This is a genomic window from Thauera sp. ZXT1-4, from assembly GCF_052598215.2.
This window is the reverse complement of record NZ_JBQWSN020000009.1, coordinates 76,732-98,702: the sequence shown is the minus strand read 5'-3', so window position 1 is coordinate 98,702 and position 21,971 is coordinate 76,732. Positions and strand designations below refer to the sequence as shown.

Annotated in this window: 22 protein-coding genes; 14 read left to right on the top strand and 8 right to left on the bottom strand. The window is 68.5% G+C overall.

The genetic code is table 11. From position 1 onward, the window contains the following. Positions 1-77: 77 nt before the first annotated feature. Complete coding sequence (crcB, locus tag ACUH78_RS09360; protein ID WP_418364283.1) at positions 78-461, bottom strand: fluoride efflux transporter CrcB; 384 nt, start codon at positions 459-461, stop codon at positions 78-80. A 157-nt stretch (positions 462-618) separates the two neighbouring features. Here crcB and ACUH78_RS09355 point away from each other — a divergent pair, with 157 nt between their 5' ends. The 14 genes from ACUH78_RS09355 to mnhG all read left to right on the top strand — a co-directional run bounded on the left by ACUH78_RS09355 (position 619) and on the right by mnhG (position 14,500). Beyond that, a complete protein-coding gene (locus ACUH78_RS09355; RefSeq protein WP_445333306.1) occupies positions 619-2,352 on the top strand; it encodes a glutamine--tRNA ligase/YqeY domain fusion protein in 1,734 nt (577 codons plus the stop codon). A gap of 273 nt (positions 2,353-2,625) precedes the next feature. Beyond that, a complete protein-coding gene (locus tag ACUH78_RS09350; RefSeq protein ID WP_445333305.1) occupies positions 2,626-2,769 on the top strand; it encodes a hypothetical protein in 144 nt (47 codons plus the stop codon). 12 nt (positions 2,770-2,781) lie between these two features. Then, positions 2,782-3,672 (top strand): restriction endonuclease, encoded by an 891-nt coding sequence (locus tag ACUH78_RS09345; RefSeq protein WP_445333304.1) that lies wholly within the window; start codon positions 2,782-2,784, stop codon positions 3,670-3,672. 13 nt (positions 3,673-3,685) lie between these two features. Beyond that, entirely contained in the window at positions 3,686-4,834 is a 1,149-nt protein-coding gene (locus ACUH78_RS09340) for an efflux RND transporter periplasmic adaptor subunit (protein WP_445333303.1), read from the top strand. Positions 4,835-4,859: 25 nt separating this feature from the next. Next, positions 4,860-5,579 (top strand): ABC transporter ATP-binding protein, encoded by a 720-nt coding sequence (locus tag ACUH78_RS09335; RefSeq protein ID WP_418364286.1) that lies wholly within the window; start codon positions 4,860-4,862, stop codon positions 5,577-5,579. After that, on the top strand, positions 5,576-6,784 hold the full coding sequence (locus tag ACUH78_RS09330) for an ABC transporter permease (protein ID WP_445333302.1): 1,209 nt from the start codon (positions 5,576-5,578) through the stop codon (positions 6,782-6,784). Before ACUH78_RS09335 ends, ACUH78_RS09330 begins: the two co-directional genes overlap by 4 nt. Before the next feature lie 11 nt (positions 6,785-6,795). Next, complete coding sequence (locus tag ACUH78_RS09325; protein WP_418364288.1) at positions 6,796-7,995, top strand: ABC transporter permease; 1,200 nt, start codon at positions 6,796-6,798, stop codon at positions 7,993-7,995. A gap of 187 nt (positions 7,996-8,182) precedes the next feature. Next, positions 8,183-8,395 carry a hypothetical protein gene (locus tag ACUH78_RS09320; protein WP_418364289.1) on the top strand — a complete coding sequence of 71 codons (213 nt, stop codon included), beginning with the start codon at positions 8,183-8,185 and terminating at the stop codon, positions 8,393-8,395. Positions 8,396-8,575: 180 nt separating this feature from the next. After that, entirely contained in the window at positions 8,576-11,302 is a 2,727-nt protein-coding gene (gene mbhE, locus ACUH78_RS09315) for a hydrogen gas-evolving membrane-bound hydrogenase subunit E (RefSeq protein ID WP_435750260.1), read from the top strand. A 1-nt stretch (position 11,303) separates the two neighbouring features. Next, positions 11,304-11,714 carry a sodium:proton antiporter gene (locus ACUH78_RS09310; RefSeq protein ID WP_435750259.1) on the top strand — a complete coding sequence of 137 codons (411 nt, stop codon included), beginning with the start codon at positions 11,304-11,306 and terminating at the stop codon, positions 11,712-11,714. Then, positions 11,711-13,204 (top strand): proton-conducting transporter transmembrane domain-containing protein, encoded by a 1,494-nt coding sequence (locus ACUH78_RS09305; protein WP_435750258.1) that lies wholly within the window; start codon positions 11,711-11,713, stop codon positions 13,202-13,204. Before ACUH78_RS09310 ends, ACUH78_RS09305 begins: the two co-directional genes overlap by 4 nt. Positions 13,205-13,206: 2 nt before the next feature. Further along, positions 13,207-13,746, top strand: coding sequence for a Na+/H+ antiporter subunit E (locus ACUH78_RS09300; RefSeq protein ID WP_435750257.1), 540 nt, complete (start codon positions 13,207-13,209; stop codon positions 13,744-13,746). Further along, a complete protein-coding gene (locus tag ACUH78_RS09295; RefSeq protein WP_435750256.1) occupies positions 13,743-14,111 on the top strand; it encodes an MrpF/PhaF family protein in 369 nt (122 codons plus the stop codon). Before ACUH78_RS09300 ends, ACUH78_RS09295 begins: the two co-directional genes overlap by 4 nt. After that, positions 14,108-14,500: a monovalent cation/H(+) antiporter subunit G gene (gene mnhG / locus ACUH78_RS09290; RefSeq protein ID WP_445333301.1), complete on the top strand. Its 393-nt coding sequence runs from the start codon at positions 14,108-14,110 to the stop codon at positions 14,498-14,500. The genes ACUH78_RS09295 and mnhG overlap by 4 nt, the downstream gene beginning before the upstream one ends. A gap of 5 nt (positions 14,501-14,505) precedes the next feature. Here the strand turns inward: mnhG and ACUH78_RS09285 are convergent, their stop codons facing one another. The 7 genes from ACUH78_RS09285 to ACUH78_RS09255 all read right to left on the bottom strand — a co-directional run bounded on the left by ACUH78_RS09285 (position 14,506) and on the right by ACUH78_RS09255 (position 21,711). Next, positions 14,506-15,594, bottom strand: coding sequence for a pseudouridine synthase (locus tag ACUH78_RS09285; RefSeq protein WP_445333300.1), 1,089 nt, complete (start codon positions 15,592-15,594; stop codon positions 14,506-14,508). 84 nt (positions 15,595-15,678) lie between these two features. Next, positions 15,679-16,092: a Na+/H+ antiporter subunit G gene (locus ACUH78_RS09280; RefSeq protein ID WP_445333299.1), complete on the bottom strand. Its 414-nt coding sequence runs from the start codon at positions 16,090-16,092 to the stop codon at positions 15,679-15,681. 10 nt (positions 16,093-16,102) lie between these two features. Continuing rightward, positions 16,103-16,372 (bottom strand): K+/H+ antiporter subunit F, encoded by a 270-nt coding sequence (locus tag ACUH78_RS09275; protein WP_418364298.1) that lies wholly within the window; start codon positions 16,370-16,372, stop codon positions 16,103-16,105. Beyond that, positions 16,369-16,896, bottom strand: a complete 528-nt coding sequence (locus ACUH78_RS09270) for a Na+/H+ antiporter subunit E (RefSeq protein WP_445333298.1) — start codon at positions 16,894-16,896, stop codon at positions 16,369-16,371. The genes ACUH78_RS09275 and ACUH78_RS09270 overlap by 4 nt, the downstream gene beginning before the upstream one ends. Next, positions 16,896-18,419 (bottom strand): monovalent cation/H+ antiporter subunit D, encoded by a 1,524-nt coding sequence (locus ACUH78_RS09265; RefSeq protein ID WP_418364300.1) that lies wholly within the window; start codon positions 18,417-18,419, stop codon positions 16,896-16,898. Before ACUH78_RS09265 ends, ACUH78_RS09270 begins: the two co-directional genes overlap by 1 nt. Further along, positions 18,416-18,850 carry a Na+/H+ antiporter subunit C gene (locus ACUH78_RS09260; protein WP_435750254.1) on the bottom strand — a complete coding sequence of 145 codons (435 nt, stop codon included), beginning with the start codon at positions 18,848-18,850 and terminating at the stop codon, positions 18,416-18,418. Before ACUH78_RS09260 ends, ACUH78_RS09265 begins: the two co-directional genes overlap by 4 nt. After that, positions 18,850-21,711 (bottom strand): monovalent cation/H+ antiporter subunit A, encoded by a 2,862-nt coding sequence (locus ACUH78_RS09255; RefSeq protein ID WP_445333297.1) that lies wholly within the window; start codon positions 21,709-21,711, stop codon positions 18,850-18,852. The genes ACUH78_RS09260 and ACUH78_RS09255 overlap by 1 nt, the downstream gene beginning before the upstream one ends. Positions 21,712-21,971 lie beyond the last annotated feature (260 nt).

Here is a 21,971-nt window from a genome sequence, read left to right as displayed (position 1 = left end):
TTATGGCCGCTTCGCGCTTTCACTCTAGCCCATCCGAATGCAACAGAACATGACGGCAGCGCCTGGATGCGAGCGGCTCAGGCGCGCAGCGCGTTGAACAGCGAAAAACCGACCCAGGTCATCAGCACCGAGCCGAGCACATGCAGCAGCAGGTGCGCACCCAGCCAGCCGAGCGCGCCGCGCTGCAAGAGATGAAAGGCCTCTGCCGAGAAGGTCGAGAAGGTCGTCAGTCCGCCGAGCAACCCGGTCGTAAGCAATAGCTTCAACGCCGGCGTCATCGTCGGCCAGGCCTGCACCGCCGCCAGCGCAAGCCCCATCAGCAAGCCGCCCAACAGGTTCGCCGCCAGTGTGCCGAGCGGCACCAGTGCGAACACCGGATTGAGCCACAGCCCGAGTCCCCAGCGCAGCCACGCGCCGCAGGCCGCACCCACCCCCACCGCAGCGAATGCCGCGAGATTCATCACCCGCCCTCCCCAAAGCACGCAGGCCATGCGCCCGCACCTTGCGATTCTAACCAGTCCGGAACGCACCGCCGGAACACGAACGGTCGATCGGCTACAATCAGCGCATGCCCGAAACCGGCCCCAGGCCGATCTTTCCTCCTTCCCGCACACCCCGATGAAACCCGAAAAGAACCCTGCTGCCGAAGCGCCCGTCGTGTCCAATTTCATCCGCAACATCATCGACGAGGACATCCGTACGGCGAAATGGGGCGGCCGCGTCGAGACGCGCTTCCCGCCCGAACCCAACGGCTACTTGCACTACGGCCACGCCAAGTCGATCTGCCTGAACTTCGGCCTCGCCGAGGCCTACGGCGGCGCCTGCCACATGCGCTTCGACGACACCAACCCCGAGAAGGAAGAGCAGGAGTACGTCGACGCCATCCTCGAGGCGGTGCAATGGCTGGGTTTCGAGTGGGGCGAACACCTGTACTTCGCCTCGGACTACTTCGACCGCATGCACGACTGCGCGATCAGCCTGATCCAGGCTGGCAAGGCCTATGTGGACTCGCAGTCGGCCGAGGAGATGCGCGCCAACCGAGGCACGCTGACCGAGGCGGGCAAGGACAGCCCCTACCGCGAGCGCAGCGTCGAGGAGAATCTCGATCTCTTCGCGCGCATGCGCGCCGGCGAGTTCGCTGAAGGCACGCACATCCTGCGCGCCAAGATCGACATGGCCAGCCCCAACATCAACCTGCGCGACCCGGCGATCTACCGCATCCGCCACGCCACCCACCATCGCACCGGCGACGCGTGGTGCATCTACCCGATGTACGCCTTCGCCCACCCGATCGAGGACGCGATCGAGAACATCACCCACTCGGTGTGCACGCTCGAGTTCGAGGACCAGCGCCCCTTCTACGACTGGCTGCTCGACGCGCTCGCCAGCGCAGGCCACTTCCCACGCCCGCTGCCGCAGCAGATCGAGTTCGCCCGCCTCAACCTCACCTACGTGGTGCTCTCCAAGCGCAAGCTGATCCAGCTCGTGAATGAAGGCCACGTCGCCGGCTGGGACGACCCCCGGCTACCCACGCTCGTCGGCGCCCGCCGCCGCGGCTTCACCGCCGCCGGCTTCCGCCGCTTCGCAGAGCGCATCGGGGTGTCGAAGGCCGACTCGTGGATCGACATGAGCGTGCTCGAAGAATGCATGCGCGACGACCTCAACGAAGCCGCCGAGCGCCGGGTGGCGGTGCTCGACCCGCTGCAACTGGTCATCACGAACTATGAAGAAGGTGCATCCGAGCTGTGCCAGGCGCCCAACCACCCGCTCAAGCCCGAACTGGGCAAGCGCGACATGCCGTTCTCGCGCGAGCTGTGGATCGAGCGCGAGGACTTCATGGAAGAGCCGGTCAAGGGCTTCCACCGCCTCTACCCGGGCAACATGGTGCGCCTGCGCTACGGCTTCGTCGTCAAATGCACCGGCTGCGAGAAGGACGCCGACGGCAACATCACCGCGGTGCTCGCCGAGTACATGCCCGACTCCAAGTCCGGCACCCCGGGCGCCGACAACTACAAGGTCAAGGGCAACCTGCACTGGGTGTCGGCGGCGCACGGCTACGAGGCCGAGGTACGCATCTACGACCGCCTCTTCGCCCACCCGCACCCCGGCCAGCGCCGCGAGGGCGACGCGCCCGACTTCGAGCGCGACTTCCTCACCGACATCAACCCCGACAGCAAGCGCGTCATCACCGCGTATCTGGAACCGGCGCTCAAGGATGCCCAGCCCGAGGAGCACTTCCAGTTCGAGCGCCACGGCTACTTCGTAGCCGACCGGGTGGATTCGAAACCCGGCGCGCCGGTGTTCAACCGCACGGTGACGCTGAAGGATTCGTGGGCCAAGGGCGGGAAGTAAATCAGGCCCGGGAGGAGAGCGAGGATGGCGACAAAGGGTTCGACCGATACGATAGCCACCTCGCGCGCGGGTCGTGTCAGCAACCTTGCGCGGGTCGGGCAGACTGCCTTGACCACGCCCGGCGCGAAGAACCCACCGGGGCTGCGCGGGGCATTCCTTCTGCAGGCTGCGGAACTCGCCCTTCGGGCTCGGACAGTCCTCGCCTGCGCCAGGAACACCCCACACATCCCCGGCTCACGCCATGGGGTTCCATCGGCCCATAACAGGATCCTGATGAAACCTTTCCTTCCGATCGGACGGCGAAAGCGGTTCCTGGATGCGTGCGTGGTGTTCCTGGAGAGGCGAGGACTGTCCGAGCGCAGCGAGTTCCGCAGCCTCGCAAGGAACTCCACGCTCGCATCCCTCGCGCAGGCTTGAGGCATCCCCACAATGACCGTCCCGAAGTACCACGAACTCATTCGCCCCCTGCTCGACCTCGTCGCCGACGGACATCCTCGCAACCTGCGAGAAGCGTCACAAGAGCTGGCAGAACAGTTGCAGCTCAGCGACGAGGATCTGGCTGAAACCCTCCCCAGCGGCTATCCGCGCTACCTGAACCGGGTCGGCTGGGCGAAAAGCGATCTCAACAAGACAGGGCTCATCGAAAGCTGCGGTCGCGGCTTGTTCAGGATTTCGGACAAGGGCCGCAACCAGCTACCTGAGCTCCCCCTCCAGCTCGATCGGAAATACTTCGAAGCACGCGGGATGGGGAGCTGGAAGGCCGCCACTGCACCCAACGCGACAGAGGCGGTCGATGCGAGAGCAGACGAGGCACTGACCCCGGAAGAGCGGATCGACGAAACGCTGGCAGAGATCCAGGAGTCACTCGAGCAGGAAGTTCTCACGCAGCTTCGCTCGATCAACCCGGCGAGTTTCGAGCGCTTCGTGGTGCGCCTCCTGGCTGCGATGGGTTATGGCGTCGGCGAAGTGACCGGGCGCTCCGGCGACGGAGGCATCGACGGCGTGATCTACGAGGATCGACTCAAGCTCGACCGGATTTACCTGCAGGCGAAGCGATGGGCAGACGCACCAGTGGGCGGGCCGGACATCAACGGGTTCCTCGGCGCCCTCGCCAAGCACGGTGCGAACCGCGGCGTTTTCGTCACCACAAGTCGATTCACCCAGGACGCGAGGCGTGCAGTCGAGCTGCCTCACCTCCGACTGGTGCTGATCGACGGCGAGGAGCTCGCCCGGCTCGCCGTCGAACACAACGTCGGGGTATCGGTGAAGCGCAGAATCGAGCTGAAGCGTTTCGACACCGACTTCTTCGACGACCTCTGAACCCACCTTCTCGATGAAAGCCCTGCGCCGCCTCCTCCTGCTCGCACTCCTCGCCGCACTGGTGGGCGCCGGGGGGTGGTGGATGACCCGCCCCAAGCCCGTCGAGGTGGTGGTGCACGCGGTGGCCCGCGGCACGGTCGAGGCCACGCTGACCAACACCCGCGCGGGCGAGGTGGAGTCCTGCCAGCGCGCGAAGATGGCGACCATCGCCGGCGGGCGGATCGAGTGGCTGGGGGTCCAGGAAGGCGATCGGGTCGAAGCGGGACAGGTGCTGATGCGACTGTGGCACGGTGACCTCGACGCGCGTGCCGCGGTCGCCCGCGCGCAACTGGCTACCACGCGCCAACGCGTGCAGGAGGTCTGCACGATGGCGGCCAACGCAGCGCGCGAGGCGGTGCGCCAGGCGCAGCTGCGCAAGCGTGGCTTCGTCTCGGCGAGCGCCGAGGACATGGCGCGCACCGAAGCCCGCGCCCGCCGCGCCGCCTGCGACACCGCACAGGCCGACGTCGCCACCGCCGAGGCCCAGCTCACCGCCACCGAGACCGAACGCCAGCGCCTGGTGCTGGTCGCCCCCTTCGCCGGCACGGTCGCGAACATCAGTGGCGAGCTCGGCGAATACGCCACGCCCTCGCCCCCCGGCGTGCCGATGCCGCCGGCGATCGACCTGATCGACGATTCCTGCCTGTACGTGAAGGCGCCGATGGACGAGATCGACGCCCCGAAGATCCAGCCCGGGCTCCCGGTGCGCATCACCCTCGAGGCCATGCCCGACAAGGTGTTCGCGGGCACGGTGCGGCGCGTGGCGCCCTACATCACCGCGGTGGAAAAGCAGGCGCGCACGGTGGCGGTGGATGTGGATTTCGTGAATCCGGACGAGGCGCGCGGGCTGCTGGTCGGTTACAGCACGGACGTGGAGATCGTGCTGGCGACGCGCTCGGACGTGCTGCGGATTCCGACCGGGGCCTTGCGCGAGGGTGGCAGGGTGCTGGTGGTGGAGGGCGACGTGCTGGCGGAGCGCACCGTGGAGACGGGCGTGTCGAACTGGGCGTTCACCGAGGTGGTGTCGGGAATCGCCGAGGGAGAACGCGTGGTGACTTCACTGGAGCGCGAGGGGGTGATCACTGGCGCCAGGGTGGTCGTTCGCGCCGCACCGGCAGGGTGACGACGAACGCCAACGGCCCGAGCCCATGCCCCAGATCGAACTCGACCACATCGACCGCATCTTCAAGCTCGGCGACAGCGAGGTTCATGCCCTGCGCGACCTCACGCTGCGCATCGAGGCCGGCGAGTACGTCTCGGTCATGGGCCCATCCGGCTCGGGCAAGTCCACCCTGCTGAACCTGCTCGGTTTGCTCGACCGCCCCAACGCCGGCGCCTACCGGCTCGAAGGCCGCGACGTCACCACGCTCTCGGCCGACGAACAGGCTGCCGTGCGCAGCGCGCGCATCGGCTTCGTGTTCCAGAGCTTCCACCTCGTCCCCCGCCTCACCGCCGCCGAGAACATCGGCCTGCCGCTGGTGCTCGCCGGCGTGCCCGCCGTCGAGCGCGGGGTGCGCGTCTCGCAGGCCGTCAGCGACTTCGGCCTCGAAGGGCGCGCCCACCACCGGCCCGACGAACTCTCCGGCGGCCAGCGCCAGCGCGTCGCCATCGCGCGCGCCACCATCATGCGCCCGGCGCTGCTGCTCGCCGACGAACCCACCGGCAACCTCGACCGCGCCACCGGGCAGGAAGTCACCGCCCTGCTCGAATCGCTCAACGCCGCCGGCACCACGCTCATCGTCGTCACCCACGACCCCACGATGGGCGAGCGCGCGCGACGACGGCTGATGATGGAGGACGGCGCCCTGGTCCACGACGAGCGCGAGGAGCATGACGGGCACGACAGGCGCGACGGGCGTCCCGCATGAGCCCCGCCGACACCCTGCGCTTCGCCACCCGCGCGGCCACCGCCTACCCGCTGCGCACTGCGCTGATGATGCTCGCGATGTCCATCGGCGTGGCCGCGGTGGTGGTGCTCACCGCGCTGGGTGAAGGCGCGCGCCGCTACGTCGTCGACGAGTTCGCCGCGCTCGGGGCGAACCTGCTCATTGTGCTTCCCGGGCGCACCGAGACCGGCGGCGTCAGCGCCGGCAGCTTCGTCACCAGCACCCCGCGCGACCTCACCAACGACGACGCTGCCGCCCTCGCCCGCCTGCCGCTGGTGCGCCGCGTGGCGCCGCTCGCGGTGGGCAACTCCGAGATCGCCGCCGCAGGACGGCTGCGCGAGGTGATGGTGCTCGGCACGAGCGCGGACTTTCTCGACCTGCGCGGGCTGGCGCTCGCGCAGGGGAGCTTCCTGCCGCGCACCGATTTCGACCGTGCGGGGGCGGTCGCCGTGATCGGCGACGCCATCCGCGCAGAGATCTTCGGCCACCAGGCCGCTGTCGGACGCATGATCCGCATCGGCGACAACCGCCTGCGCGTGATCGGCGTGCTCGCGCCCGCCGGCCGCGGACTGGGGATGAGCACCGACGAGCTCGTGCTGGTGCCGGTCGCCACCGCACAGGCCATGTTCGACACCAGCGGCCTGTTCCGCATCTTCGTCGAGACCACCGAGCGCAGCGCCCTCGCGCCCGCCCAGGACCAGATCGAGGAACTGCTGCGCACGCGCCGCGACGGCGAGCTCGACATCACCGTGATCACGCAGGACGCCATGCTCGGCACCTTCGACCGCATCCTCGGCGCGCTCACGCTCGCGATCGCCGGCATCGCAGGGATCAGCCTCGCAGTGGCGGGCATCCTGGTCATGAACGTGATGCTGGTCGCCGTCACCCAGCGCACCGCAGAGATCGGCCTGCTGAAGGCGCTGGGCGCGCGCACGACAACCATCCGCCACGCCTTCCTGGCCGAGGCGGTGCTGCTGTCGCTCGCGGGCGCCGTCAGCGGCTTTGCGCTCGGCCACGCGGGCGCCTGGGGCGTGCGCACGGCGTGGCCGATGCTGCCCGCGTGGCCGCCCGACTGGGCGGTGGCGGCGGCGCTGGCGACGGCGCTCATCACCGGTGCGCTGTTCGGCGTGCTGCCGGCGCGCCGCGCCGCCGGGCTCGACCCCGTGCAGGCCTTGTCCAAGCGCTGAGGCCGACGACGATGCGCTGGCAGGACGCCCTCCACCTTGCGCTGCGTGCGCTCACCGCGCACCAGTTGCGCAGCTTCCTGACCCTGCTCGGGATCGGCGTCGGCATCGCGGCAGTGATCTTGCTCACGTCGATCGGCGAGGGCCTGCACCGCTTCGTGCTGGCGGAGTTCAGCCAGTTCGGCACCAACGTGCTCAGTATCAACCCAGGGCGCCAGGGTGCACGCGGCGGACCACCCGGCCTGCCCTCGACCGCGCGCGAGCTCACTCTCGACGATGCCGACGCGCTCGCCCGCCTGCCCAACGTGCGCCACGTCACCGCCTCGGTCAGCGGCAACGCCGAGGTGCGCGCGCAGGGTCGGGTGCGGCGCACCATGGTGCTCGGCGTGGGGCCGCAGATGCAGGAGGTCTACACCATGCGCGCCCGCGTCGGCCAGTTCCTGCCCGCGGACGATGCGGCCACGGCGCGCGCTTTCGTGGTGCTGGGCGCCAAGCTCAAGCGCGAACTGTTCGGAAACGCCAATGCGCTCGGCGAGCGCGTGCAGATCGGCGACGAGCGCTTCCGCGTGATCGGCATCATGGAAGAGAAGGGTCAGTTCCTCGGCATCGACCTGGACGACGCAGCCTACATCCCGGTGGCGCGCGGCATGTCGCTGTTCCGCCGCGACGGCGTCATGGAGATCGCGCTCACCTACGAGGAGGCCATACCCGCGGCGCGGGTGGCGGAGTCTGTTCGCCGACTCATGACCGCGCGCCACGGCCTGGAGGACTTCACCATCATCACCCAGGAGGACATGCTCGCGACGCTGTCGAACATCCTCGACATCCTCACCGCGGCGGTGGGCGCGCTGGGCGGGATCTCGCTGCTGGTGGGCGGCGTAGGCATCGTGACCATCATGAGCATCGCCGTCACCGAACGCACCAGCGAGATCGGCCTGCTCGTGGCCCTGGGGGCGCGGCGACGCACCATCCTCACGCTGTTCCTCGGCGAGGCGGTGGTGCTCTCCGGCATCGGCGGCCTGCTGGGGCTGGCTGCCGGGGCGGGGCTGGCGCAACTCGTCGGCCTCGCAGTGCCGGCAATGCCGGTGGCAACGCCCTGGCAGTTCGCGCTCGCCGCCGAAGTGGTGGCGCTGGTGGTGGGGCTCGCGGCGGGCGTGCTGCCGGCGCGACGCGCGGCCCGGCTGGACGCAGTGGAGGCGTTGCGGGCCGAGTGAGCGCGCGCCGCGCAAACGATGCATCGGCGCAAACCTTGCGACTCGTTGACTTTGGTCAAGCTTTCTTCAGATTCCAGGCGCATCAAGCGGCGCGGCCATCTAGATTGGAAGCGAGCAATCCGTGAAATAAGTCACGGTTCTTCAGGGAAACAGCCCATGAGACCGTGCGCCAGGACAGGAGACCATCATGTGTACATTCGACGCCCCCATCGCCCGTTGCGAAACCATGCACCAGATGGTGTTGCTGGACGAAACCCGCCGCGAATGCGCCTGCGAACACGGCTGCCCGCCGGGTCAGGCATGTCCGCTCGCCGCCTGCTTCGCACGCCAGAGCGGCCTGTACGAAACGCACCCCGAGATCCGCCGCGACGGCCAGCCACGTCACGCGCCGGTGCATTGATCGCCGACGTGATCGACCACGCAGTGATCCACTGATCGCACTTCGGGAAAACCTTGACGGAACCTGAAAGTCCCCGCGCCGGTCATTACTCCCAAAAGCACAATCGGGCGTCGCACGCAGCGTGACGACGCCCTTTTCGCAAGGGGACCATGACATGACGCCGATCCGCGGGGGTGAGACGTGCTCGCGAGCATAGGCCTGATCGGCCTGGCCGCGCTACTCGCACCAGCCTTCACCGCGCGCCTGCAGAGCCGGGCGGCGTGGGTGTTGGCGATTGCGCCCCTTGCCTGCTTCGTCCATTTCCTCGTCCTGATGGGGGACGTCGCTGGTGGCGGCGTGCTCGAACAGACGCTGCCCTGGGTGCCGGCGCTCGGCGTCGAACTCTCCTTCCGGCTCGACGGCCTGTCCCTGCTCTTCGCCCTGCTGATCACCGGCATCGGCACCCTGATCGTCCTCTACGCCGGCGCCTACCTGTCGGACCATCATCATCTCGGCCGCTTCCACGCCTATCTGCTCGCCTTCATGGCGGCCATGCTGGGCCTGGTGCTCTCGGACGACCTCATCGCGATGTTCGTGTTCTGGGAGCTGACCAGCGTCACCTCCTTCCTGCTCATCGCCTTCCAGCACGACAAGGGCGAGTCGCGCCGAGCGGCCCTGCAGGCGCTGCTGATTACCGGGGGCGGCGGCCTCGCACTGCTCGCCGGCCTGGTGCTGCTCGGCATCGCCGGCGGCAGCTGGCAGTTCTCGGGGCTGTCGGGCGAGGCCATCGCCGGCCATGCGCTCTACCCGGCGATCCTCGCGCTGGTGCTGCTCGGCGCCTTCACCAAGTCGGCGCAGTTGCCCTTCCACCTCTGGCTGCCCAACGCCATGGCGGCACCCACGCCGGTGTCGGCCTTCCTGCACTCGGCGACCATGGTCAAGGCCGGGGTGTATCTGCTCGCGCGCCTGAACCCGACCCTGGGCGACTCGATCGCGTGGAGCACGATCCTGATCACCGTCGGCGCCGCCACCGCGCTCGTGGGCGCGGTGCTGGCGATCCGCCAGACCGACCTCAAGCGCGTGCTCGCCTATACCACGGTCACCGTGCTCGGCCAGCTCACGATGCTGCTCGGCACCAACACGCATTATGGCCTGCAGGCCTTCGCGATCTACCTGGTGGCGCACGCCTTCTACAAGGCGGCGTTGTTCATGGCGGTGGGCGCGGTGGATCACGCCACCGGCACACGGCAGATCGCCCGCCTGGGTGGCCTGATGCGCTACATGCCGCTCACCGGCTTCGCGGTTGCGCTGGCGGCGTTCTCGAATGCGGGCCTGCCGCCTTTCTTCGGTTTCATCGCCAAGGAGTTCAAGTACGCGGGGCTGATCGAGCTCGGGCTCGCGGGCTGGATCACCACCGCGGTGATGATCCTCACCAATGCGTTGCTGCTCACCGCAGCCGGCGTCGTCTTCGTGCGCACCTTCCTGGGCAAGGAGGGCAACTATCCGCATACGCCACACGAAGCCAGCCTGCCGATGTGGCTCGGGCCGATGCTGCTCGCGGTGGGCGGCTTCGTGTTCGGTGCCTTCAACAACCTCGCCGAGGTGTGGCTGATCGACGCCGCGGTGCAGGCGGTGTCGAGCGCAGCGGTGCCGGTGAAGCTGTACCTGTGGGGCGGCGTCACGCCGGCCCTGCTGGCGAGCCTGGTCACGGTGGCGCTCGGGGTGTTCTTCTACCTGCAGCGTACCCGGCTGCGCCGGCGCCTGTCGCTGTGGCGGGTGCTGTGGCGGGTGAGTGGCGACATGGTGTGGGACCGACTGCTCAAGCGCGTCTTCGTCTTCGCCAGCGGCGTGGCCGACCGCTTCCAGCACGGCTCGCTGCGGCAACATGTGGCTGTGCTGGTGGTCGCGACCACAGGCTTCGCGCTCATCGGCCTATCGGCCTCGACCGACGGTCTGTTCGCGTGGCCACAGGCCACGAGCCCGATCAACCCCGCCGCCCTCGTCGGCTGCGTGCTCGCGGTCGCCGGCGCCGGAGCCGCGGCGGTGATGTCAGGCCGCGTGGCCCTGGTCGCCACGCTGGGCGCGAGCGGCCTCGGCATGGCGATGTTCTTCCTCGCCGCGCGTGCGCCAGACGTGGCCATCACCCAGCTCATGGTGGAGACGCTGACGGTGATCTTCCTCGCCTTCGTCCTGCGCCGCCTGCCGCCGACCCGCCTGGTGGGCTCTCGCAAGCCGGCAGCGAAGCGCTTCCATGCGGTGATCGCGATCGTGTTCGGCAGCGTGGTCACGGCCATGATGCTGATGACCATGAGTCAACCCCTGCCCGGCGACATCGCGCAGTGGTATCTGGCCAACAGCCTGCCCGCTGGGCAGGGTGCCAATGTGGTGAACGTGATCCTGGTCGACTTCCGCGCGCTCGACACACTCGGCGAGATCCTCGTCGTGGGTCTTGCGGCGCTGGCGGCGGCCAGCCTGCTCGGCGCGGGCAAACCCGGCGCCGGGGCGCGCGAAGGCAGCGCCGAGTTCGGTTCGGTGCTGTTGCGGCAGGGCATTCTGCCCCTGTCGGCGGTGCTCGCGCTGGTGTCGCTGATGCTGCTGTGGCGCGGCCACAACCTGCCGGGCGGCGGCTTCATCGGCGGGCTGGTGGCGGCAGGTGCGGTCGTGATGCTGGCGCTGGCCTTCGGCGTGGACCGTGCGCGCGCGCTGCTGCGCGTGGCGCCGGTGGCGCTGCTGGCAGGAGGCCTTGCGGTGGCCGCAGGCGCAGGGGTGATCGCGCTCACACAGGGCCAGCCCTTCCTCACCGGCAACTGGGTGTTCCCGGGCGGGCTGCCGCTGGGCACGCCGCTGCTGTTCGATGTCGGCGTGTATCTCACCGTGCTCGGCGCGGTGCTGCACATGCTGCTCCGTCTGCTCGAGCGGGAGGCCTGAGATGGAAATCGTCGCTGCGTTCACCGCCGGCCTGCTCGTTGCCATCGGGGTGTGGATGCTGCTCGACCGCGGGCTGCTGCGCGTGGTGCTGGGCATCGTGGTGCTGGGCAACGGGGTGAACCTGGCGGTGTTCTCCACCGGCCGGCTCGACGGCCGCGCCGCCGCATTCGTCACCGAGGCGGGCGCGCCCGCGCTCGCGGCCAACCCGCTGCCACAGGCGCTGGTGCTCACCGCGATCGTGATCGGCTTCGCGCTCTTCGTGTTCGCGCTCGCCGTGCTCAAGCGTAGCTGGGAGGAGCACGACAAGGTCGAGACCGATCGCATCACCGCCGTCGCCGAGGAGACGGCGCCCGACCTGCCCGTGCCGAAATCCGACCGGGGTTCGGTACCGGACCATGGAGGCGAGCGATGAACGCGCTGATCGTCTCGCCGCTGCTGATCCCGCTCGCCACCCTGGTCGCGACCCTGCTCGCGCGCCGCGCGCCGGCGCTGGTCAAGGCGCTGAGCCTGACCGGGGCGGTGGCGCTCACCGCTGCCGGTCTTGCCCTGGTGTGGTTCGCCGCGCAGGGCCACATCCTCGCCACCCAGGCGGGCGATTGGGCGGCGCCGTACGGCATCACCCTCGTGGTTGACCGCCTCTCGGCGGTGATGGTGGCGATCACCGGCATCGTCGGTCTGGCGACGCTGGTGTTTGCGCTCGCGCACGACGAAGACCCGGCGCGCTGCCGCGACTTCCACCCGTTGGTACATGGTCTGCTGGTGGGCGTGTGCGGCGCCTTCATCACCGGCGACGTGTTCAACCTGTACGTATGGTTCGAGGTACTGCTGGTCGGCTCCTTCGCGCTGCTGGTGCTGGGCGGCGGCAAGCGCAGGTTGTCGGGCACGGTGGTGTACGTGGTGCTCAACCTGGTAGCGACGATGATGTTCCTGCTCGCGGCCGGCATACTCTACGGCGCCACCGGCAGTCTCAACATGGCGCTGCTGGCGCGGGCCTTTGCGGCCGGAGAGGTACCGATCACAGCGCATGCAGCGGTGGTGCTGATGCTGACGGCGTTCTCGATCAAGGCCGCGCTGTTCCCAGTGTTCGGCTGGCTGCCGGCGTCCTACCACGTGGCATGGACGCCGGTATCGGCGCTGTTCGCCGGCCTGCTCACCAAGGTTGGCGTGTATGCGCTGATCCGCATCGTGACCTTGTTCTGGCCGGACGCAGGCGTCGCCCACGAGGTGCTGCTGTGGGTAGCGTGCGCAACCATGCTGATCGGCGTGCTTGGCGCCGCAGCTCAGACCGAGGTGCGGCGCATCCTGTCCTTCCACATCGTCAGCCAGGTCGGCTACATGATCCTGGGCCTGGCGCTGGCCACCCCGCTCGCGCTCGCCGGGGCGGTGTTCTACCTCATCCACCATATCGTGGTGAAGGCCAACCTGTTCTTCATCGGCGGCATCGCCGCGCGCCTGACCGGCTCGGAGCGGCTCGCGGCGATGGGCGGGCTGTACGCACGCGCGCCGTGGCTGGCGCTGCTGTTCGCGATTCCCGCGCTATCGCTCGCCGGCATCCCGCCGCTGTCGGGCTTCTGGGCCAAGTTCGTGCTGGTCAAGGCGAGCCTGGAGACGAGCGCGTGGATCGCCGCCGCGGTGGCGCTGGTCACCGGCATCTTCACACTGCTGTCGATGAGCAAGATCTGGAACGAGGCCTTCCTCAAACCACATCCAGCGGGCCGGGAAGGCGAACGCAGCGCTGCCGGGCTGCAGCCCGCGGTGTGGGCGGTGAGTGTGCTGGCAGCCATGACCGTGCTGATCGGCCTGGCCGCGGGGCCGGTGATGGACTACGCGGTGGCCGCGGCCGAACAGCTCAGCACGCCGTTGGGCTACATCGACGCCGTGATCCGCGCGGGAGGGCGATGACCATGCTCGGCCTTCATCTTCTGCTTGCCGCAGGTCTCGCTGCCTACGCTGACGCGCTGAGCCCGCTGGGGGTCTGTGCAGCATTCCTCGTCATCTACGTGGCGCTGCGGCTCGCGATCGACCTCCTCGGGCTGCGGCACTATCTGCGCCGGCTCGAGATCGGCACGGCCTTCGTGTTCTGGTTCATCGGCGAAGTCTTCCGCGCAAGCCTCGGTGTGGCGCGCATCGTGTTCGCGCGCAGCGTGACGCCACAGCCCGCCGTGGTATCGATGGTGCTCGCACGCCAGGACGAGCGCTTCGCCACCCTGCTCGGCTGCCTGCTCACGCTCACGCCGGGGACGATGGCGCTGGAGTACCGTCCCGACACCGGTCACATGTTCATCCACGCGCTCGACGCACGCAGCGCCACCGAGGTCGAAGCAGGCGTACGCGAGATCGAGCGCCGCCTTCTGCGCTGGCTCGAGGCCGGTGAGGTACCTGCAGTGGAACGTCACACGGAGCGGAAAAAAGACGAGGATCAGGCGATGAGAGGCCCGAGATGAGCACGATCATTGCCGGTGCGGTCTGGATGCTGCCGCTGAGCTTCACGTTGCTGGCGTTGAGTGCGGCGCTGGTGCTGGTGCGCCTGATCCGCGGCCCACGCGCCGCCGACCGGGTGGTGGCGATCGATGCACTGACCATGCTCGCGATCGCCGCAATCGCGCTCTTCGCCCTTGCCACAGGCCAGCCGATGCTGCTCGATGCAGCGGTGGTACTGGCGCTGATGTCCTTCCTGGGCACGGCGGCTTTCATCCTGCTCTTCCGCCGACGCGGCCGCGGGCCGGACGAGGTGGTGACCTGGAACGACCGCAAACCCGCGGCAGACGAGACCGTCGCTGCGCCCCCCGACCGGGAGAGGATGCGATGAGCAACGGATTCCTGCCCTGGCTGTCGTCGGTCCTGCTGCTGCTGGGTGCTCTGATCGGCCTGATCGGGGCGATCGGGGTGCTGCGCCTGCCCGACAGCTACACGCGGATGCATGCGGCGAGCAAGGCCGGCGCACTGGGCACGGCACTGATCCTGGCCGGCGTGGCAGCCGCGAGCGAAGGCGCCTTCGCGCTCGCGGCGCTGTTCGCGATGGCGATCCTGCTCGCCACCGCACCGCTGGCCGCGCACGCGATGGCGCGCGCTGCGCATCGCGCGGGAATCACTCCGGCGACGGGCCCCTTGGGGGATGCGCTGGCCGCCGAGGATGGTAGCGGACACACCGAAGGAAACCCGGGCGCTTCAGCGCCGCCGACGGCGGGCAAGCGCTGAGCGCCTCAGGCAAAGCGCTCGTCGTCGCGCAGGAAGCGCCACTGGCCGACCGGAAGGTCGCCGAGCTTCACGCAGCCGATGCGCACCCGCTTCAACCCGACGACCTTCAGGCCCACGAGCTCGCACATGCGCCGGATCTGACGCTTGCGCCCCTCACGCAGCACGAAGCGCAACTGATCCGCGTTGAGCCACTCGACCTGGGCCGGGCGCAGCGGGCGGTCGTCCAGCGAAAGACCGTGGTTGAGCAGCGCCAGTCCATCCGGGGCCAGCTGCCCCTCGACGCGCACCAGGTACTCCTTGTCCACGCTCGAATGGTCACCGATCAGCTGACGAGCCACGCGCCCATCCTGGGTCAGCACGAGCAGGCCGGTGGAGTCGATGTCGAGCCGGCCGGCCGGCGCGAGGTTCTTCAGATGGCTGGGGTGGAAGCGCTGTGCGGTGTCGCGGTCGAACTGGTTGTCAGGGCCGATCAGGCTCGCCGCCGGGGCGTAGCCGGGTTCGGGCTGACCGGACACGTACCCTACCGGCTTGTGCAGCAGGATGGTGACGCGCTGCTGCTGGGTGCGCGTGGCCTCGGGGGCGAGCGTGACGCGGGCGTCCGGGTCGATGCGGGTGCCGAGCTCGGACACGCGGCGGCCATCGACGAAGACCCAGCCGCGTGCGATGAATTCGTCCGCCTCGCGACGCGAGCAGATACCGCGTTCGGCCATGACCTTGGACAGGCGCACGCCTTCGGCGACGTCGGTGGTAGCGCGCGGCTGCGGAGCGGCCGCCTCGCGGGCGGGCACCGAGGCCACTTGGGCCGGTGGGCGGCTTCCCCGCGCTTGCACAGGACGGGCGGGCTTCCCGTCGCGTGCGCGGGGCTGCACCTCTTCTCGCGGGCGGGCCGGCTTTGTGTCACGTGGCCGCGGCGGCGCTTCGTCGCGCGGGCGCGCGGGCTTGCGTGCCGGCCCGCCCTGCGCCTCACCCGCGCCGGGCTGGCGCGCGGGGGGCGTGGTCACATCGCTTTCGGCAGGCTTGCGCGCGGGCAATCCGAGCGTGCCGGAGACGCGGGTGGGTACGGGCTGGGGTGGTTTTCTGCGTTGGGTGCTCAAGATGATCCCCGGACGGGCATGTGCGAGCCGTCATTATCGCGCATTCAACGCTACACACGCCCGCCCCGGGGCGCGTGTTCAATTTCAGTGATGCGCCGCGTGGCGGTCGTCCTCCGTCTCCTCTGCCACCTCGTCTTCGTCAGGCATGCGTTCGAAGGTGCTCCAGCCCAGCGGCCGCCCGGTATCCGGGAGATCCTCGCGCAGCTCGGGGTATTCGTGCAGATGGGCCTTGGCGATGAAGTGCGCGCTGATCGGCGCGGTCAGGAACAGAAAGGCGGTGATCAGCACCTCGTGGATCGACAACCTGCCCTCGAGGCCGGCGAAGAAGACCATCGACGCCACCAGCGCCCCCCCCACACCCAGGGTGGTGGCCTTGGTCGGCGCGTGCAGGCGGGTGAGCAGGTCAGGCAGCTTGACCATGCCGACCGAGCCAACGAGGGCGAAGATGCCCCCCAGCACGATCAGCACCGACACCACAAGTTCGACGATGAAGTCCATGCAGCCCCTCTCACTCGATGACGTCGCCGCGCAGCGTGAAGCGGCAGTAGGCGACGGTGGAAATGAAGCCGAACATCGCGAACAGCAGCGCGGCCTCGAAGAAGATGGTGGTGCGCTGCTGGATGCCGAACAGGATGATCAGCGCGATGGCGTTGATCACCATGGTGTCGACCGCAAGCACGCGGTCCATCAGCGAGGGCCCCTTGAACAGACGCCACAGATTGAGCAGCACCGCCAGCGACAGCGCGAGGAAACCGAAGGCAAGCGCGTATTCGATCACGGGAAAATCTCCTTCAGGCGGGTCTCGTAGCGGCCCTTCATCTGGCGCACCGTTTCCTCGGCGTCCTGCGCATCCAGGCAATGCACGAGCAGGCTGCGGCCATCGGCCGAAAGATCGCACGACACGGTGCCGGGCGTCATCGTGATGGTGCCCGCGAGCACGGTGATGGCCTCCGGCGAGCACAACTCGAGCGGCACCGTGACCCAGCGCGTGCGCAATTGCGAGGCAGGACGGAAGAGGATCAGGCGCGACACCTCGAGGTTGGCCACCACCACGTCCCAAGCCACCAGGCCGAGATAGGAGAAGGCCTTCCGCCAGGACTTCACGGGCGGGCGCTCGGGCCAGAAGTTGCTCGTCACGCGGGTGATGATCAGGGCGAGCAACACGCCCATCACCAGCCCGCCAATGCTGAAGTTGTTGAGCAACAGCATCCACAGCAGCACCAGCACCACGGTGAGCACCGGGTGCGGCAACCAGCGCTCGCGCAGGCTGCGCTGCGGCTTCGGTTCCTGATGCACGCCCATCAGCGCCCCCCTTGCGCGGCGCCCAGCACCGCTTCGATGTATCCCGCCGGCGCATACAGCTGCGCGGCGACCAGATCCAGCCAGCCGTGGATCGCGCCCGCGAACACGGTGAGCAGCAGCAGGCAGGCGAGCAGCCCACCCACCGCAACGAAGGGTAGCGCCGCCGGCGCACCGCGCGTGCCCGACTGCGCCGCCGGCATCGGACGCGTCTTCCAGAACAGCATGCTGCCGCCGCGCGAGAAGCCGACGATGGCGATCAGCGAGGTCGACAGGATCAGCGCCCAGAACCAGCCAGCATGGGTGGAGCTGCGCACGCCGTCGAGCACCAGCAGCTTGCCGATGAAACCCGACAGCGGTGGCATGCCGGTGATACCGATGGCGGCGACGAAGAACAACGCCGAGATCAGCCCGATCTGTGTAAAGCGCGGCCCCACGGCCAGGCGGTCGCGCTGCACGCCGCGGCGTTCGGCGACGAGGTCGGCGATCAGGAACAGAGCAGCCGCCGCGAACGTGGAGTGGATCAGGTAGTACAGCGCGGCGCTGGTGGCCTGTTCGGTGAACACCCCCACCGTGGCGAGCAGCATGCCCATCGAACCAACAACCGCGAAGCTCGCAATCTGGCCGAGGCTGCGCGCCGCGAGCACGCCGGTCATGCCCAGCACCAGCGTCACCAGCCCGGCCGGGAGCAACCACGGCGCAGCCAGCCAGGCCGCATCGCCCGCATCGGCGCCAAAGGCCAACACATAGAGCCGGATGATCGAGTAGGCCCCGACCTTGGTGAGAATCGCGAACAGCGCGGCCACCGGCCCCGGCGCATTGGCGTACGTGCCCGGCAACCAGAAATGCAGCGGCACCAGCGCCGCCTTAACCGCGAACACCAGCAGCAGCAGCACCGCGCCGGTCTGCAGCAACGCCTGGTCGGCGGCCGGCACCTGCGGCACCTTCACCGCCAGATCCGCCATATTGAGCGTGCCCGTAACGCTGTACATCAGGCCCGCCGCGATCAGGAACACCGAGGAGCCGACCAGGTTGGTCACCACGTACTGCACGCCCGCCTTCACCCGCAGTCCGCCACCGCCGTGCACCATCAGGCCATACGAGGCGATCAGCAGGATCTCGAAGAACACGAACAGGTTGAAGAAGTCGCCGGTGAGGAAGGCGCCGTTGATACCCATCAGTTGAAACTGATACAGCGGATGGAAATGCTTGCCACGCATGTCCCAGCCAGTGATCGCATACAACAGCACTCCGAGCCCGAGCAGTCCGGTGAGCACCAGCATCAGCGCCGAAAGGCGATCGAGCACGATGACGATGCCGAAGGGCGCGGGCCAGGCGCCGAGCGCGTACGAGCGCACCTGGCCGTCGCTGGCCATCACCAGCAGCGTGACCGCGACGCCCAGCATCAGCACCATCGACGCGAGCGAGAACACCCTCGCCAGCACGCGGTCATGGCGCGCCGCGATGACCAGCAGCGCGCCGACCACCGCCGGTATCAGGATGGGGAGGATCAGCGTGTGATTCATGCTGCGCCCCCACGCTTGCCGTTCGCACCAGTCTGTGGCGCAGGCGTGGGCGCGGACGGCCGGCTGGCACGCAGCTTCCAGTCGTCCTCCTGTGCCTCGGGCGAGGCGTCGCCGGGCAGGTCGACGTGGTCGTTGCCGGTTTCGAGATAAGCACGCAGCGCCATGACCACGACCACCGCGGTCATGCCGAAGGAGATCACGATCGCAGTGAGCACGAGCGCCTGCGGCAGCGGATCGATGTAGCCATTGAGGCTTGCGCCGATCACCGGCGGACGGTTGATGTCGAGCCGGCCGGTGGCGAAGAGAAACAGGTTGGTGGCATAGGTGAGCAGCGACAGGCCCATCACCACCGGGAAGGTGCGCGTGCGCAGCACCAGGTAGAGCCCGGTGGCCGTCATCACGCCAATCGCACTGGCAACGAGAAATTCCATCAGCTACGGCCTCCTGCGGCGGTGACGCTCGGATCGACATCCATGGCCGCCTCGTTGACGCCCCGGGGCGCCGTCCACCGGCCCATGCGCGACAGATTCGCGAGCGCCAGCATCACCGCACCCACCACGGTGAGAAACACGCCGGTATCGAAGGCCATCGCGCTCGCCACCTCGAACTCGCCCACCAGCGGCAGATGCACATGCGCGAAGGCGGAGGTCAGGAAGGGTTGCTCCATGACCATCGCCGCGATACCGGTCGCCGCCGCGACCAGCACGCCGGTACCGATCATGGCGTGGTAATTGATGCGCACCCGCTGCGCGGCCCAACCGAAACCGCTCGCCATGTACTGCATGATGAGCGCGATCGACACCACCAGCGCTGCGATGAAACCGCCGCCGGGCTGGTTGTGGCCACGCAGGAAAATGTACGCGCCCACCAGCATCGCCAGCGGCAACATCACGCGCGTGGCCACCACCATGATCATCGGATGGCGGTCGGCCGACTGCGGCAGGTCCGGCGACCAGGCGCTCAGGCGACGCCCGACGCGGCCGAACAGCGAGCCGTCGAGCAGCGCGTAGATGGCCAGCGCCGCAATGCCGAGCACCGTGATCTCGCCAAAGGTGTCGAAGCCGCGGAAGTCCACCAGGATCACGTTCACCACGTTGGTACCGCCGCCACCCGACACCGCGTTATCGAGGTAGTACCCGGACAGCGACTCGACATCGCGCGTCATCATCGCCCAACTCGCCCCCGCCATACCCAGGCCGGCCAGGCCAGCCAGCACTGCATCCCGGGTGTGGCGCACCGGATCGGCCTGCACCGCCGAGCTCGGCGGCCCGTACTTGGGCAGGAAGTACAGCGCGAGCAGGATCAGGATCACCGTGGTGACCTCGACCGAGATCTGCGTGAGCGCCAGATCGGGCGCGGACAGGTAGATGAACGCGACGCACACGATCAAGCCTACCGTGCCCACGATCAGCACTGACAACACGCGGCGGCGGAACAGCGCGACGGTGAGCAGACAACCCGCCACGAGCAGCAACCAGGCCACGACCGCCACCGGATTGGCTGGCAGCAGCGCGCGCGTCCCCGCCGCATGCGGCGCGGCGAAGAAGGCGACGAAGCCCGCGAACACGAAGGCGCTCACCGCGAAGGCCAGGTAGCGCTGCAGCGAACCGTTGTGCAAGCGGTGCGTGATCCACGCCGCCAGGTGCACCGCCGCGTCGATGAGAGCGTCGAACATCGCCTTCGCCTCGGGATGCGGGCCGGCCTGCCACACCGCGCGCACGCGGCGATAGGCGGCGAGCGCGGCCAGGCCGACCACCACCGCGATCGCCGACAGCGCCAGCGCCGGGTTGAAGCCATGCCACAGGGCCAGATGATGCTCGGGCGCGGGCGCACCGATCACCGCCCCCGACACCACGGCCACCAGCGGCCCGGCCAGGGTGTGCGGGAACAGCCCGATCGCCACCACCAGCGCCACCAGGACCGCCGGAGGCAGCCACATGCCCGCGGGCGGATCGTGCGGCGTATGCGGATAGTCGTCGCGCTTCGCGCCGAAGAACACATGCACGATGTAGCGGAACGAGTACGCAACCGAGAAGCAGGCCGCCAGCGCCGCCAGCGCGGGGATCGCCCAGTCGCTGCCGAGCCAGGAGGTGTGCACCGCCTCGTGCAGCATCATTTCCTTGGAGATGAAGCCGTTGAAGGGCGGCAGGCCGGCCATCGACGCCCCCGCCACCATCGCCAGCGTGGCGGTGATCGGCATCAGCTGCAGCAGCCCGCCGAGGCGCTTGATGTCGCGCGTACCGGCCTCGTGGTCGACGACGCCGGCGTTCATGAACAGCGCCGCCTTGAAGCTGGCGTGATTCAGGATGTGGAATACCGCCGCCACTGCCGCCATCGGCGTACCGAAGCCGAGCAGCATGGTCACCAGGCCGAGGTGGCTCACGGTGGAGTAGGCGAGCAGACCCTTGAGGTCGTCCTTGAATAGCGCGATCCCGGCCGCCACCAGCATGGTCACCAGGCCGGTGGTGGCGACGATGTAGAACCATTCGGGCGTGCCGGCGAGCACCGGCCACATGCGCGCCATCAGAAAGAGCCCCGCCTTCACCATGGTCGCCGAGTGCAGGTAGGCCGACACCGGCGTGGGCGCCGCCATCGCGTGCGGCAGCCAGAAATGGAAAGGGAACTGCGCGCTCTTGGTGAAGCAGCCGGCGAGGATCAGCACCAGCGCGGGCAGGTACAGCGGCGAGGCCTGGATCGCCTCCCGCTTCTGCAGGATCTCGGTGAGGTTGTACGAGCCGGCGATGTCGCCCAGGATCAGCATGCCGGCGATCATCGCCAGCCCGCCGGCGCCGGTGACGGTGAGCGCCATGCGCGCGCCCTGGCGGCCTTCGGGCAGGTGCTTCCAGTAGCCGATCAGCAGGAAGGACGACAGGCTGGTGAGCTCCCAGAACACCAGCAGCAGCAGGATGTTGTCCGACAGCACCACGCCCACCATCGCGCCCTGGAAGAGCAGCAGATAGGTGTAGAACACCCCCATCGGGTCTTCCTTGGCGAGGTAATAGCGCGCGTAGACGATGATGAGCAGGCCGATGCCCAGGATCAGCCCGGCAAAGAACAGGCCCAGCCCGTCGAGGAAGAAGCTCGCCTGCAGGCCGAGCGCGGGCAGCCAGTCCCAACTCGCGGTAAGCGTTTCGCCGCGGAACACCGCCGGCGCATGCGAGAGCAGCAATGCGAAGGCGAGCAGGCTGAAAAAGAAGGCGCTCGTGGCGCACGCGTTGCGCCCGGCACGAATCATCAGCGCGGGAAACAGCGCACCGATGAAGGGTAACAACACGATCAGGACGAGGCTCATCGGGGCATCTCGACTAGGGGACGAGGTACGAATTCACGCCGTGCGCGCTGGCCTGCAGCGCATTCGAGCGCGGCGGCAAAATGGCCGCACGCCGTGGCTCCGGCATCTTTGTTGCGCCCAAAGTATATACGCAAGCACTGATGGCTCCGCACGGAAGCCTGTTTCACTAGGCGAAATTCAAACACGCGTTTACCATGCCTGACGTCCCCCCTCACCGGGCCAGATCCGCCCCTTCCCGCCTTCCGAACCTCTCCCACCGT

Excerpts from the sequence above, each read along its gene's own strand:
- ACUH78_RS09310 (WP_435750259.1), top strand. The coding sequence starts at position 11,304 with ATGGAAATCGTCGCTGCGTTCACCGCCGGCCTGCTCGTTGCCATCGGG.
- ACUH78_RS09340 (WP_445333303.1), top strand. The coding sequence starts at position 3,686 with ATGAAAGCCCTGCGCCGCCTCCTCCTGCTCGCACTCCTCGCCGCACTG.
- ACUH78_RS09355 (WP_445333306.1), top strand. The coding sequence starts at position 619 with ATGAAACCCGAAAAGAACCCTGCTGCCGAAGCGCCCGTCGTGTCCAAT.
- ACUH78_RS09330 (WP_445333302.1), top strand. The coding sequence starts at position 5,576 with ATGAGCCCCGCCGACACCCTGCGCTTCGCCACCCGCGCGGCCACCGCC.
- ACUH78_RS09350 (WP_445333305.1), top strand. The coding sequence starts at position 2,626 with ATGAAACCTTTCCTTCCGATCGGACGGCGAAAGCGGTTCCTGGATGCG.
- mnhG (WP_445333301.1), top strand. The coding sequence starts at position 14,108 with ATGAGCAACGGATTCCTGCCCTGGCTGTCGTCGGTCCTGCTGCTGCTG.
- ACUH78_RS09255 (WP_445333297.1), bottom strand. The coding sequence starts at position 21,711 with ATGAGCCTCGTCCTGATCGTGTTGTTACCCTTCATCGGTGCGCTGTTT.
- ACUH78_RS09260 (WP_435750254.1), bottom strand. The coding sequence starts at position 18,850 with ATGGAATTTCTCGTTGCCAGTGCGATTGGCGTGATGACGGCCACCGGG.
- ACUH78_RS09335 (WP_418364286.1), top strand. The coding sequence starts at position 4,860 with ATGCCCCAGATCGAACTCGACCACATCGACCGCATCTTCAAGCTCGGC.
- ACUH78_RS09305 (WP_435750258.1), top strand. The coding sequence starts at position 11,711 with ATGAACGCGCTGATCGTCTCGCCGCTGCTGATCCCGCTCGCCACCCTG.
- ACUH78_RS09295 (WP_435750256.1), top strand. The coding sequence starts at position 13,743 with ATGAGCACGATCATTGCCGGTGCGGTCTGGATGCTGCCGCTGAGCTTC.
- ACUH78_RS09270 (WP_445333298.1), bottom strand. The coding sequence starts at position 16,896 with ATGGGCGTGCATCAGGAACCGAAGCCGCAGCGCAGCCTGCGCGAGCGC.
- ACUH78_RS09280 (WP_445333299.1), bottom strand. The coding sequence starts at position 16,092 with ATGGACTTCATCGTCGAACTTGTGGTGTCGGTGCTGATCGTGCTGGGG.
- ACUH78_RS09345 (WP_445333304.1), top strand. The coding sequence starts at position 2,782 with ATGACCGTCCCGAAGTACCACGAACTCATTCGCCCCCTGCTCGACCTC.
- ACUH78_RS09325 (WP_418364288.1), top strand. The coding sequence starts at position 6,796 with ATGCGCTGGCAGGACGCCCTCCACCTTGCGCTGCGTGCGCTCACCGCG.
- ACUH78_RS09265 (WP_418364300.1), bottom strand. The coding sequence starts at position 18,419 with ATGAATCACACGCTGATCCTCCCCATCCTGATACCGGCGGTGGTCGGC.
- ACUH78_RS09300 (WP_435750257.1), top strand. The coding sequence starts at position 13,207 with ATGCTCGGCCTTCATCTTCTGCTTGCCGCAGGTCTCGCTGCCTACGCT.
- ACUH78_RS09320 (WP_418364289.1), top strand. The coding sequence starts at position 8,183 with ATGTGTACATTCGACGCCCCCATCGCCCGTTGCGAAACCATGCACCAG.
- crcB (WP_418364283.1), bottom strand. The coding sequence starts at position 461 with ATGAATCTCGCGGCATTCGCTGCGGTGGGGGTGGGTGCGGCCTGCGGC.